13 protein-coding genes are annotated in these 13,594 nt (G+C 39.1%); 4 read left to right on the top strand and 9 right to left on the bottom strand.

The genetic code is table 11. The features are described 5' to 3' along the window. Window positions 1–2: 2 nt before the first annotated feature. The 3 genes from GXX20_07640 (at window position 3) to GXX20_07630 (ending at window position 2,582) form a co-directional block, all read left to right on the top strand. Window positions 3–794 carry a hypothetical protein gene (locus GXX20_07640; GenBank protein HHW31526.1) on the top strand — a complete coding sequence of 264 codons (792 nt, stop codon included), beginning with the start codon at window positions 3–5 and terminating at the stop codon, window positions 792–794. Next, window positions 791–2,329, top strand: a complete 1,539-nt coding sequence (locus tag GXX20_07635) for an S-layer homology domain-containing protein (protein HHW31525.1) — start codon at window positions 791–793, stop codon at window positions 2,327–2,329. Before GXX20_07640 ends, GXX20_07635 begins: the two co-directional genes overlap by 4 nt. Before the next feature lie 97 nt (window positions 2,330–2,426). After that, window positions 2,427–2,582, top strand: a complete 156-nt coding sequence (locus GXX20_07630) for an S-layer homology domain-containing protein (protein ID HHW31524.1) — start codon at window positions 2,427–2,429, stop codon at window positions 2,580–2,582. A 245-nt stretch (window positions 2,583–2,827) separates the two neighbouring features. Here the strand turns inward: GXX20_07630 and GXX20_07625 are convergent, their stop codons facing one another. The 7 genes from GXX20_07625 to GXX20_07595 all read right to left on the bottom strand — a co-directional run bounded on the left by GXX20_07625 (window position 2,828) and on the right by GXX20_07595 (window position 10,386). Next, window positions 2,828–4,048 (bottom strand): patatin-like phospholipase family protein, encoded by a 1,221-nt coding sequence (locus GXX20_07625; GenBank protein ID HHW31523.1) that lies wholly within the window; start codon window positions 4,046–4,048, stop codon window positions 2,828–2,830. Window positions 4,049–4,183: 135 nt separating this feature from the next. Continuing rightward, window positions 4,184–5,380, bottom strand: a complete 1,197-nt coding sequence (locus GXX20_07620) for a hypothetical protein (protein ID HHW31522.1) — start codon at window positions 5,378–5,380, stop codon at window positions 4,184–4,186. Then, complete coding sequence (locus GXX20_07615; protein HHW31521.1) at window positions 5,377–5,532, bottom strand: hypothetical protein; 156 nt, start codon at window positions 5,530–5,532, stop codon at window positions 5,377–5,379. The genes GXX20_07620 and GXX20_07615 overlap by 4 nt, the downstream gene beginning before the upstream one ends. A 191-nt stretch (window positions 5,533–5,723) precedes the next feature. After that, the gene (locus GXX20_07610) at window positions 5,724–6,845 is read right to left on the bottom strand and encodes an exo-alpha-sialidase (protein ID HHW31520.1); all 1,122 of its coding nucleotides are present in this window, start codon (window positions 6,843–6,845) and stop codon (window positions 5,724–5,726) included. Between the two features lie 98 nt (window positions 6,846–6,943). Next, window positions 6,944–7,810: a carbohydrate ABC transporter permease gene (locus tag GXX20_07605; protein HHW31519.1), complete on the bottom strand. Its 867-nt coding sequence runs from the start codon at window positions 7,808–7,810 to the stop codon at window positions 6,944–6,946. Between the two features lie 16 nt (window positions 7,811–7,826). After that, window positions 7,827–8,792, bottom strand: coding sequence for a sugar ABC transporter permease (locus GXX20_07600; GenBank protein HHW31518.1), 966 nt, complete (start codon window positions 8,790–8,792; stop codon window positions 7,827–7,829). A gap of 160 nt (window positions 8,793–8,952) precedes the next feature. Beyond that, window positions 8,953–10,386 (bottom strand): extracellular solute-binding protein, encoded by a 1,434-nt coding sequence (locus tag GXX20_07595; protein HHW31517.1) that lies wholly within the window; start codon window positions 10,384–10,386, stop codon window positions 8,953–8,955. A 600-nt stretch (window positions 10,387–10,986) separates the two neighbouring features. On the opposite strand from GXX20_07595, the gene GXX20_07590 reads away from it, so the two are divergent. Continuing rightward, a complete protein-coding gene (locus tag GXX20_07590; protein HHW31516.1) occupies window positions 10,987–12,045 on the top strand; it encodes a LacI family transcriptional regulator in 1,059 nt (352 codons plus the stop codon). Between the two features lie 226 nt (window positions 12,046–12,271). On the opposite strand, the gene GXX20_07585 is transcribed toward GXX20_07590, so the two are convergent. Both GXX20_07585 and GXX20_07580 read right to left on the bottom strand, forming a co-directional pair. Beyond that, window positions 12,272–12,490, bottom strand: a complete 219-nt coding sequence (locus GXX20_07585) for a hypothetical protein (GenBank protein ID HHW31515.1) — start codon at window positions 12,488–12,490, stop codon at window positions 12,272–12,274. Beyond that, window positions 12,487–13,593: an endospore germination permease gene (locus GXX20_07580; protein ID HHW31514.1), complete on the bottom strand. Its 1,107-nt coding sequence runs from the start codon at window positions 13,591–13,593 to the stop codon at window positions 12,487–12,489. The genes GXX20_07585 and GXX20_07580 overlap by 4 nt, the downstream gene beginning before the upstream one ends. Window position 13,594 lies beyond the last annotated feature (1 nt).

The following is a 13,594-nucleotide window of genomic DNA, read 5'->3' as shown; positions in this document are numbered from 1 at the left end:
ACGTGACCAATTTCGGGGATGATAACATAAGCCCTGTTCCAGTCTATCAGGGCGGATGGGGAAGCAAATGGCAGCTTACAAGAAATCCCTTTGAGAACAACAATGAACAGACCGTGGCTGTGGACTCAGCTGGCAATGTGACAATCGTAAACCGCAGATATAAAACCGTGGAAGACGGTGACGGCACAAAGGAATCGGATGTCTCCGACCTCATAGTCCGCCGCTTTGAACCCATGTCTACTCTTTCAATCGAGGATGCGGATATCCAGATCTATCCGGAATACCCGATGCCGGGAGAGAATGCGGTTCTTACCATCAAGGCGGTAAATGCCGGATTTAAACCGTCGAAGCAGGTCACCTTCCAACTTGACCTGGTTGACGATACTAGCGATGAGGAAGGTAATTATCCTGATGATGATGAGGACTATAATCTTGATGAAGAAGACGATTATCCCGATGAAGATGAAACTGCCGTACCTCTCTGCGACTATATCGTAATTGACTCACACATCTCATCTGGAGCTGAAATAACTGCAACCACTGAATTCGTGGTGCCGGAGAATTTTGCTGATAAACTGATCAGAATCAAGGCGTTGGAAGAAGATATGGAGAACACTGCCACGGTGAAATATTATAAAATTCCATTAAACCATAATCTCGTTATCGAAAACCAGAGGGGATACTTCTTCTCCAACGACACCATACGCTTAACCGCCACTGTACTTAATCTCGGCAACACAACGGCAGAAAATGTAAAGCTCACCATTGAAAATCAGATGAGGATGCCATTATGAGGGCGTTGATTAGTGACGAGAATCCGCCCGAACCCGTAATTCTTAAGACAATTGAATTCACTTCAATGGATGCCGGGAACAAATTTGAAATTGACGAGCTCATCACAGTTTCAGAAGAGCTTTTCGATGATGACGGAGACATTGAGTTATCAATAAACCTGAAGATGCCGGTTGATGTCGGCGAGGGCGTGACAAAGGAAACAACGGTATATACCAGGCAGGTAGTACTGCACAAGGACGAAGCGTCCGATATTGAGCTTACGGATATCTGGGTGGAGGCGGAAACTGTCTCCATGTATCAGGGAACAGAGTGGCAACCGGATATTAGCACCGTCCCACATGAAGCGGGAAGATCCTATGCTCTGCACTACCGTAACCGGAATCCGGAAATTGCCGAAGTGGATTCTTCCAGCGGCATAATCAAGGCAAAGAGGCCTGGTAAGACACAAATCATTATTGAGGCTGTGAAACATGAAAACATATATCTAATGACCGCAGGCAACCGCATATACCGGCCAGACGGCACCCTTACGGAGTTAGAAGCTGACGGAACACCGATAAACCTCACCAAGGGAGATGAAAGTTCCAAAGTTGTGCTGTCAAAAATCATCACCGTATATTTGTTGGGTTCCTATGAGGACGACACGGTCCCCGAAACGCGGCCTGCTCCCGGGGGAGGAGAGAAGTCCACGGATCAAAACAAAGAGGACGGCTCCCTTGACTCAGACGTTAAGGTAGTGACCTTAGATGAGCTTAAGGAAGTACTTAAAGATTCAGGAGACCCCGGAGAATCTCTTGAACTGACCGCACAGGGTGGCAGCATCGGATTTGAAAAAGCAGCGCTGGAGGAACTTGCCGATAGCGGATCTCAGTTGCGCCTTTCTCTGGAAGGCGGAGAAATAACTCTCCCACCGGAAGTTTTAAAGAACATCACGGCAGACACTGAAGGCGATACCATATTCAGCCTGAACAAGGCCGGAGACCTGGACGGCAGGCCGGTCTTTGAAATAACTATCACCACGGGCGGCAAGCGGATCACCAATTTCGGCGGTGAGGAGCTCTTCATAAGGGTACCCTACGTTCTGAAGAAGGACAAAGATCCGAACGCTGTGGTGGTATATTACATCGACGCCGGCGACGACCTCAGGATGGTCATTAATGGTGAATACCGGGACGGCTATGTCATCTTCCGGACCAATCATCTATCAAAATTCGGTGTCGGTTATAACAAAAAGTCATTTACAGATGCAGCAGGCTGGGCTGAGAGTTTCATTAGCTATCTTGCCGCCAGAGGCATTGTGAACGGTATAAGTGATAGAAGGTTTGAACCAGACAGGCATGTAACCAGAGCCGAGTTTGTAAAAATGCTGGCCATGATGTCGGGCGAACCCATTCCGGAAGACAGCATAACAACTTTTGAGGACGTCGACCCGGATGCCTGGTATGCTACCTATATAGCATGGGCGGCTGCCGGAGGCTACGTCCTTGGAGTGAACGAAGAAAAAACATTCGAGCCAAACGTAAACATCACCTGAGAGCAGATGGCAACGATTCTTGCCCGTTTTGCTCAGGCCAAGAACATATCCCTGAGTAAGGACGGAGAGTCAGGCGACTTTTTTAGACCAGGCGGATATCAGCCCCTACGCCTTAGAGGCGGTTAAAATGATGAAAGAGGCCGGTATTATATCAGGCAGGCCCGGCAATATATTTGTACCCCTTGACAGCGCTACCAGAGCAGAAGGTGCAAAAGTGATCGCTGCGTTCCTCTCTGCCATCATCCGCCGATAGCTAAAGCCTACTCCTTTCAATCCTGCCCGTCTCTCCTTTACGGTTGGTTGGGCATGTGAAAATGTTAAAGGGTATCTATAATGAGTATCTAAAATGCATCTTTAATAAAAGAAACCTCTGTAATTCGCTATTATTAATAGCTACAGAGGTTTCTCTTATCATTTGCCATTACTATTTGCCGTTACTATTTGCCATTATTTTTTGCCGTTATTGTTGCTTATTTGCCGCTAAAGTCATGTTAAAACTCAGCCTGCACCTGCTAAATCCATAAATAATTCGTTTGCTATACTTCCCAGAATCTTGTCTCTATTTATTTTTGTCACAATATCAATACTCATTAAAAATCCAGGTATCTCGTTTAAAAAGTCAGTTTTAACCGGCACATACCTTCTTGTGATTTCAGAGATCAAATCTGCCAGATCATATATTTTAAATCTCTCAACACCTGAAATATCTGCAATTTTTTCTATTAATGCAATGGATATGTCTTCATAGGAAGCGTTTTCAGATGCTCCCAAAAGGCTGGCAATTTTGGGTATTATGTACTCAAACAGCACTCTTTTGCTGGAAGATTTCTCAATACCAAAAAGCTTGCACAGCTTTGCAATTTTCTCTTTGCTTAAGCCCATCAGATATTCCAGGAAAAAGTCTTCATCATTGTAGGGTTTTATATAATATCTTTTACCTTTCAGTCCTTTAAAAACTCTAATAGCGTCGTAATAGCCAAGCTGAAGATTGATTTTCGCCCTTTCGTTGCTAAAATCCAGAATAGGTCCTAAATTCTCCGCAGGAGCGATGTATGTAATATTTAATTCTTTTTCATCAAATTTTTTTCTTCGGCCTATTCCAAATGTCCTGACAGCAATAATATTCTTGTATCCCTTATTTGACATTAAATTAATAGGAAGCACATTATATATTCCCCCGTCAGCATATAGTCTGCCGTCAATTTCCTTGGGTTTAAATCCGGGAAAAGTAGAACTCGCGATCAAGTAATCCACCAATTTACCTTCAGGAATATCTTCTTTATACACTTCTACAGGCTTTACACTGGTAATATCGAAAGCCACAATACCAAAATCCAATCTTGATTTTCTTATTTTTTCTTCATTAATAACACTTTTAAGCAAATCTATCAGAGGTCTTATATCTATTCCTCTTTCTGCTATTATTTTTTTAAATCTGTTGATTTTGTAACTGAAACCGGCAAAGCGAATTCCTCCGTGTCCTAGTTCCTGTACTTCCTCATCTGTAAAATTAATTATTTTGTCAGGACTTATGATACTCCAAAAATCATAAGCCTCTTCAAGGTTATCCTGTACTATCATAGCACCATTAAGAGCACCTACAGAAGTACCTGCCACTCCGCTAAACTCAATACCCATTTCTTTCAATGCCTTGCATGCACCTATTTGATATGAACCCCTGGCTCCCCCGCCTTCCAGCACAAGACCAATACCATCCATAATTTGATTATCACCTTTCTTATACAAAAGCTAAGTAAAGTAAATTAAGTAAAGCAAATTCTATTGACTCATAATATTCACTCATAATTAATTAAAATCATATGATATATTATTTATTTTATAAAGCATGGCTGATTATAAAACAGGGCCGAATTCTTTCACTTTTTCTTCTATTTTTAGTATCCTTTCAAGTTTTGCGCCGGGAGGAGTTGTATCGGCTATACTGAAAATTAAGTGATCTCCTCTACCAATACTCTGCAACATATCATCAAGGTATTTTTCAAACTCAAAATCACTCATTGAATTCTCAAGGACTGAAGTGGAAGGTATTCCTCCCCAGACTGTAATCCTGCCATCAAATACCTTTCTGACTTCTGCCAGAGTTAATCTGGTTAGCGGATAAGGGCAAATTGAATCAGCCACATCAATTTCTGAGTCAACAAAATGCTCTAATAGCCCGGTATTCTCACCATCAGTATGAGTAACAAGAAATTTACCTTTTTCATGAAGAATTTCAGACTGCCTTTTAATTTCAGGGGCAATATATTTACCAAAAAACTGAGGGGTGGTAATTGAGTTGTCGTAATTTGCTCCCGAGAGTATAAGCTCTGCAGGGCAGTTGGCCGTAACATCAAAAATCTTTCTGGCAAATGGCATAAGTCTTTCTGACAGCCATTCCATTTCTCCCGGATAATCAACTAAAGTGAAGAAAAAGTCTTCCACCGACATTAATTCCTTTAGCAGATAGTACATTGGTGAAGCCCAAAGGCTGCAAGTGGCTACCGCTACTCCGTTTTCGCCCACTACTTCTTCCTTGAACTGAGCATAATATTTATAGTTTGGCTCAATCTCAACATTTTCAAAAATATAAGCAAGGGCTTCAAAGTCTTCTATTCCTTTTACTGCATGCTCAAGAGTAACAGGAAGAGTAGCACCTGATTTTCTCATTTCCTCATCATATTTGATGCATGTTTTTATAGTCCCCTTTGGTGTTATGTACTCTGATTTCAGCAATCCGTCAGGAGTCCTGGTTATGTTTTGCTTTATATTATGAAAAGTAATTTTATACGGCAGTGCCCTGAAACGGTGTATACCCAATCCCAGGTCACGGTCTCCTTCTTCTCCCCCATAATCCCTGAAATCAGGAACAACTGCATGATACCCAAGGTTAAGGTCTTCTGTTATTTCTTTAAAGGTTGCATTTTTATATTTTTCAGGAAGAGTACCGTTGCGTTTGTTAGCATTATACCAGATGTCAAGCCTTGGTATAAAAGGTATTCTGTCGACAGGTTGCCCATTTATTACTGCTAATATCCTCTCTTTATGAGTCATTGCCCTCCGCTCCTTTCGATATCCGATTTAGATATTATCCAACTTGGATTTGCCTGCTCCTTATGATTCCAGAAAACTTTGAGTTTTAAGAAAGAGAGTTCAGCGTCAAAACCATGCATATCCAGATCAAACCCGTACTCAACTTTACTCATTTTACCCTCAGGATCTTTCTTATCAAAGTTTTAGTTTATCAAAAAAAGTATTAGTATATCAAATTATAGCACATTTCCAGCATGCAATAAATGGCAGAAGCACAGGGAAGCACAGGGACGGTTCTTCTGCTTCCATTTTGGCGGAAGCAGAAGAACCGTCCCTGTGCTTCCCTGTGCTCCTACTTCATTTATCATTCCTGAAGCAATGTTGCTTCAATTTTTCTAATGCCATCATCACCTGAAATATAGTAAGCTACCATTATAGTGCCATCCGGAAGCTGTACTGAGTGAGTATAACCTAAATCACCATTTGGAGCATCATCACGAAGAATAATTTCAGGCACCTCGTTAATGTCCGATAATTCCCCGTTACACAAACGGGCACGAATTCCAAAGGGTTTGCGGCGATAGCCGTAAGTAACAAGCACTTTACCGCTTCTAAGCTTAAGTGCATGGAATGGATTAGAGCTCCATAGCGTATCTACTTCAAAAACAGGCCCAAATGTTTTTCCGTTATCTTCTGAGACAGATATATGTAGATTCAGGTATGTTTGTTCAAAATCAACACCCTTTTTCAAATAGTCACTCTGTGTACGGTGCAAGCCTATAAGACGTCCGCTATCCGTACGAAAAAGCATGGGCTCAAGAAAATGCTTTTCGCATTTCGGGTCAAAAGCCATTTCACTGAAGTAGTACCAGCTTTCTCCCCTGTCATCTGACCTCATCAGACCTGCTCTGCTAAGTTCATTGAAATTCTTTATCCCATAAAAAGGAAGAAGCAGTGTCCCGTCAGGCAGCTCCACTATATTCCCCCGAACCGCAGATCCCTTTATATAACCTTCAGGTGAAATAACAGGCATATGTCTCCAGGTCTTTCCGCAGTCATCTGAAATGCTGCAGGTTATACCATCGGAAAAACAGTCATATTTTCCAAACAAGGTACGTCCAAACCGTCTGAAGAAATCTTCACCCCAGGTTTTAGCTCCTTCTCCTGCAGGAACCAGAGCCCATCTGAAATATGTGGCTATGATCCGCCCATCAGATAAAACGCTGACAATTGGATCCTGATTGCTCATATCAGCATCATCGATAATAACATGAATCTCCGGCAAAAAAGTTTTGCCATTGTCTTCTGAAATAACAAAAACACATTTTGCAGTGGGATCTACATGAGTTACCCTCCCGTATTCCTTCTGACGTTCCTTTGCATGGCGGAAAGCACACATAAGGCGTCTGTCAGGCAGGAATGCAAGATTGGGAAAAGCAGCATACTCGCCATCGCGATATATTGTCCTGTGTTCCAAAATTCGCATATCATATTCTCCTCAGTAACAATTATTGATATAAAATAATGAAATAAAAATGAGCTGTCCTGCAATATTCTTACAGGATCAGCCCACTTTTCATTCTCTTAACCCTTTATTCCTGTTGTAATTATTGACCGTACAAAACTCTTTTGAGCCACAAAGAACAATATGATTATTGGAATAAGCATACATACGTTTGCTGCCATTATTGCAGGATAATTCTGAAACTGATCATCAGCAAAGTATTTTACTGCAAAAGGCAGTGTAAACAGTTCTCTGTTGCGCAGGTACAGGAGAGGTCTTTCATAATCATTCCAAATTGAAATAAAGTACAGGAACAAAAGTGTAGAAATAGCTGGTCTCGCACTAGGAATTGCAATATTCCAATATATGCGCGGATGACTTGCACCATCTATCCTGGCTGCCTCAACAAGCTCGTTAGGTAGCGATACAAAAAACTGTCTCATAATAAATACACCCATTGCTCCGCCAAAAGTCCACGGAAGCCATAATGCAGTACGTGTATTTATAAGTCCGAGTTTTGAGTATATCATAAAGGTCGGCAGTATTGTAACCATTGAAGGTATCATTGTTGTTGACAGTTTAAGAAGAAATATCTTATCCCGTCCAACAAAGTTTATTTTTGCATATGCGTAACCGGCCATAGTACAGGAAAAGAATGTACCGGCTAGTCCTAAAACAGCAACTATTATAGAGTTCTTATAAAAAACAAGGAATGGAACTTTCCCACTGAACAAAAGCTCATATCCTTTTGTTGTTATTGGGTTTGGTATCCATCGGATCGGAAATTCAAATACATCATTTATACCCTTGAAAGAGGCCGAAATCATCCAAAGAAACGGAAATATCATTACAAAACCTGCCACAATTATAATAACCGAAAGTAAGATTTTCCAAGCCTCCCGTAATATCTTATTTACTTTGCCATGTTTTTTTCTCCTGGAAGTCATCGTTCAATCTCCTTTCTTAGTAGTTTACCCATTTCTTCTGGCCTCTCCATTGGATCAGCGTAATTGTAAGAATCATTATGCATAGTAGCCATGCCAAAGCGCAAGCATAACCTGTACGGTAAGTGATAAAGGCACTGCGGTAAATATAAAGCGCCAGTGTATAGGTAGCCGTTCCCGGACCCCCGTCTGTAATGATTTGCGCTATTGTCCACATTTGAAGACTTGAAATTATTCCAAGTGTTGTTAATAAAAACGTTGTTGGTGTAAGCATGGGTACCGTAACGTAAAAAAACTTTTGGATTGCATTTGCTCCATCTATATCTGCAGCTTCATAATAATCACTTGAAATATTCTGCAATCCTGCACTATACATCAATATATTATACCCAAGGTCTTTCCAGATAAGTATTATCATAAGAGCAGGCAATGCCCATTTCATATCGGAAAGCCACCTTGGGAGATTATCCTTTGGAATACCAATTGCCGTTAAAAAATTATTAATGGGACCTGACGTCGGATGCAGTAGTGCCTGCCATACTGTGGCAATAGCTACTACATTAGTTACATATGGCAGAAAAAAGAGCGATCTTGCGAGCGAACGCCCATAAATTCCGAAGTTCATAATAGAAGCAAAAATTGCCGCTAAAGCAACTGTTATGGGAATAACAAGCAATAACAATAAATTATTCCTTAAAGAAGCACCTAAATATACATCCCCGAACATACTTTTTATATTATTTAGTCCTACAAACTGGGCAACTTCAAATCCCTTTACGAGATTCCAATTTGTAAAGCTCATATATAGAGAAAAAACTATACCGAATACTGTAAAAACAGAAAAACCAATCAAGTTAGGCAAAATAAAGACATAACCCCAGAAATTATCTTTTGCTTTCTGGGTTCTTAAGCCGGATCCTTTTTTCCTTTGGGCATTATTATGCCTATTAACTTTGCCATTGAGCACATATTCATTATTTGACAAAGAATTTCCCCCTCTTTTAATTCTAGTAAAACAATATTACTATTGTTCTATATTGGGGTATAGGAGTGAGCGGTTTCAGGCCGGCTCACTCTCTATTCCAATTACTTCTCTGTATTTATATTACAATTACTTCTCTGAAATTATCTTAGCATATTTTTCATTAATTTACATTAGCAATTTCAGCCGCTCCAAGTTTCTGCATATTCTCAACAAACTTCTCAAGAGTTACTTCACCGGTCAGGTAAGTAGTGTACTGCTCGTTAAATAATGTATACAATGCAGGAACATATTTTGCAAATATTGTCGGGTCCATCTTCCAGTAGCTTATATGGGATTCATTGGGAACTGTAACAGCTTTAAGAACAATATCATAGGGATAAATATCTTTATGCAGTTGTCCCTTTGAATCTGTAAAATTCAATAATACATCTGTTGCTGCTTTCATATCGGCACCTGTATAAGCAGGCATGTAAGTACCCTTATCAAAGTTACCATTACAAATAAAGCGGGCTAATTTGTATGCTTCATTTATATTAGCACATGTTTTCGGGAACCAGAAAGCACCAACAAGTGAAAGGAATGAAGCGTTGTCTCCTGCTTCTTTAGTAATATACGGAAGGTCTGCTATACCAAGTTCAAAATCAAGTGGTCCTGTACCAGGATCATTAAACATATAGGTTTGTAAGAATACCAAAGTAAATGGTCCATCTACGATCATTGCAGTCTGTTTATTTGCAAGTGCAACACGGCGGTTCAGTGATTCTGCCTTGATTGTTGCAATTGAAGGTGAAACTTTATGAGTCATTCCGAGATCGTATACCCATTTCATACTTGTTTTGAATATTTCATCATCAAAGTTTGGTACAAACTTTCCTGATGCATCCTTCTTTGCCATAGTCCAGCCTGCTACTTCTGCAGGTGCGTAGCAAAGATCCGACCAAGTAGATGGGAATATACAGCCCCATACTTTATTATCAGGATCATTAAGCTTCTTTGCGATATCTGTGAATTCATCTATGGACCATTTTTCAGGTATTGTGATACCCTTTGCATCAGTCATGGTCTTGTTGTAGAAAACCTTAAATGTATTATTGGCATAAGGTACACCATAGATATTGCCATCAACAGTCAGCATGCTTTTTGCAAGACCAGTGTAATCTTTTTCAAAATCATGACCGTTTTGTGCAATTGCATCATTAATTGGAAGTGCTGCACCATTAAGTGCTCTTACAAGTAAATCTGTGACGCCAAGATATGTCAGGTCGATTTGCTCTCCTGATGCAATCATAACATCGAGGTTCTTAAGGTATTCATCATTAACTAAACTTCCAAGTTCTGTGTATTCAACTTTTACATGCGGGTTTTGAGCTTCCCATCTTTGAATAAGTGTATCAGCTTTTTCACCTGCAAGCCAACCTGCGCCAACCCATTTAAGTGTTACTGGCTCAGGTTCTTTTTCTGTCTGCTTATCCCCTTGATCTGCAGCAGTTGTTTCTGTTGTCTTCGTGTCGCTTCCCTTTTGTTGATTAGATGTACATCCTACGAAAGCGACTAGCAATGCAAGCGTAAGCAGAATTGCGATTACTTTCTTCATTTTTAAGCCTCCTTTATAATTTTGTTATTTATTGATGAAGTGATATTACTTCATCCAAACCTAGAAACACCATAAAAAGTTTTACTCTTATAAAACTACAAAATAGAATATTAATTCAACTTTATACTTCTCAACACTTCCCGGTATTCAAAGGGTTATGCAATCGTTTCAGCAACATATACGTTTCTGAAACATATGCGGTGCCGGGGAATAGTTTCAAAGATGTAAAACCACAAAAAGTAAGGTTGTGCTTTTCAAAATGATCATGTGCATTTGCTACATCTCTAGTAACTTAATCTGCGTATTTATTTTATCAGGAAAAATGTCAACGTTGACACAAATTTATTATATTACTACTTTTTTGATGAGTCAATAGAAAAAAACAAACCAGAATATTATATTTTTGTAACTTCAAACATTTTGTTAAAATCCTCAAAATGCCTCTAATAACAGGGATTGGGTTTATTTTTGTAAACTGCTGCTAAATGACTTAAAATTGTATTAGTTACGTGATTGACACCTTAAATTATTAATGCTATATTGTGAAAGTGAATGCTATATAATTAAAGTAATCGTTAACGCAAGAGGAGCAAATGCACCGTGAAGAAGGCTACAATTAAAGATATTGCACGGGAACTGAATATATCAGTAGGCACAGTTTATAGGGCGCTGAATAACAAAGGACGAATAAAGGCGGAAACAAAACAAAAGGTTATCGAAAAAGCCAAAGAGCTTAATTATTCGATTAATTCTATAGCCAGGAAGTTCGCTCTTCGAAGCAACTTTAAGATTTTGGTTGTAATGCCTGAGGAGCCTGAATTTTTCTGGAATGATGTCCATAAAGGACTTAAATGCATTGAAAAGGAACTGGCTGATTTTGGTACTGAAATCATAACCTATTTTGTAAATGTCACATATAACCCTGATATACATCTTGAAATAATTAAAATTCTTGAGGAAAAACAGATAAACGGTCTTGCAATAGTGCCTCTTCATATTTATAAATTAGACCAGCTTATAGAATATACCAAAACACACTCCATTCCCACCGCAATTGTCAGTGCACATTTTGAGAACAGCGATGTACTTTTTTATTACGGTCCTGACGATAACCTCTCCGGCATGATGGCAGGTGAATTACTGTCTAAGTTTATGAATCATCGCGGCAACATCTGTGTTATGGTGCGTAAGGTAGATCTTATATACTTTTCTGAGAGGCTTCAGGGCTTTTGCAAATATATACAGAAAAATTCTCCCTACATAAACATATCCGATATTTACACCTATGAGGTCGATCATGAAAATGAAATTCTGGAAAAGGCCCTATCTCAAACATCATTAAGCGGTATATATGTTATGGACGGCGGAGGCGCCGGCATATTTGGCAAGCATCTTAAGGAGATGAACATTGAAGAAATAGTACTGATTGGCCATGAAATTAATGCACTTTCAAAAGAACTACTTCTTGAAGGATATATTACTGCACTGCTCTGCGAGGAAAGGTTCTGCCAGGGTTATTATCCTGTGAAGCTACTTTTCGAATACCTTGTGGAGGGTACTCTTCCATCTGAAAAAAAGATTTACACAAATATAAATGTAGTACTCAAAGGAAATGTTCATTATTTAGATTATTATAATGATGGCAGAGGCTATAGATAGTATTTTCATTTGATGACTTAGAAGACCTTTTGTATATGTAAGAAGAGTTCTATTAACAGAATCATTTGTTGTTTATAAGTATGCGTTAACGTTGATATTTATAAACTCAAAACAGAGACAATGTTTATAGTGTAGACAGCACATTTCCAACATGCAACAAACTCGCTTCGACCGGGGATTAGAATAAATACGTGAATCTCAATTCCTACCTGCTAATATCTATCTGCTACTGCGGGTATTTTATACCTAATATATCAGCAATAAGATGTTGCAAGCCTTTCATCGGACTTGGTATAGGTACGTCAAGAACATATAATATACCTAAGATAAAAGCAAAAACATATAGAATGAGAAAAGCCGTGAGTTCTCTCCATTCCTTTCTCTTTATAAGGCCTGGAACATTTAATATTAAAATTAAAGCATAAATAATTAAGAGAAATATCATGCATCTTTACCCCTTTCATGCTTTGGTAAACCTCGTATTTTGGCAATCAATAACGAAACCGGCGGAATAATAAACATAAGTGGAGCAGAATAAATAATACCCGCATTTTGCGTAATGACAGCATGATCAACCGGCGATTGGAAAACAGTGGCAGCAATTATGACCTCGATGCCGGCTAAAGGTAAAACCAAAGGCAAATATGACTTTAAACCAAACAACTGAGAAATTGCTGTTACTAATGCATAAAAGAAAAGACTGCATTTTAAAAAAGTTAATAGTGTCTGTGCAATGCCGATTACAAAATCCATCCTTGTTAATACAGTCCCAATATCAATTAGCCTGATTGACTGAAAGGACGTAGCAGTCCATATGGTTTGTGTCCTACCTAATACCGCTGTATTTTTGACAGCTACAAGAAGAAGGCTTAAGGTGCCAATTAATAGTCCAATAAGAGTATTTTTAACTGCATGTTCAGTCTTATTTAGAGATCCCATAATCATAAGAAAAATAATCGTTTCTCCAAAAGGAATAGCCATCATGATATGAATTCCCTGTAATATTTTTACCGATGGCAATTCAAAAAATGGCAGAAAATTGGAGAAATCCATTTGGTCAATCAAAAGTATGAAGGTAATAACCGGTGAAAATATCCCAACAGCCACAAACAAATGGCTCACCCTCGCCAATACTTCTATGCCTTTAATAACTGCATAGGAACAAGTTGCCGCAAAAACTGCAAGCAAGAATATAAAAGGTGTATCCGGCATTAAAAAAGTTACATACAATTCACCTACATCACGAATATTAAAAGACAAAGTCATTAAAAAAAAGAATATGTAATATATAGATACGGCTTTGCCCAGAAAACGGCCGTATATTATATCGTTAATTTGAATTACATTCATTCCAGAAAACCTTTTTGCTAGCGCTACATAGGATATAATAATGGGAGCTGCCAAAACCAATCCTGCTAATACAATCATCCATGTCTGGTTTTTGGTTATTCCTACAGTAAAATCTATTAATAAAGCTGAGCCCTGTACAAAACCAGTAATTAAGAAAAGTAATTGTGAAGTTGTGATTTTCCCTTTCTCGATACTCATA

The sequence above is a fragment of the Clostridiaceae bacterium genome, from assembly GCA_012840395.1.
Taxonomy (GTDB): Bacteria; Bacillota; Clostridia; order Acetivibrionales; family DULL01; genus DULL01.
Note: the sequence above shows the minus strand (reverse complement) of the source record. Positions and strands in the feature narration are given on the sequence as shown.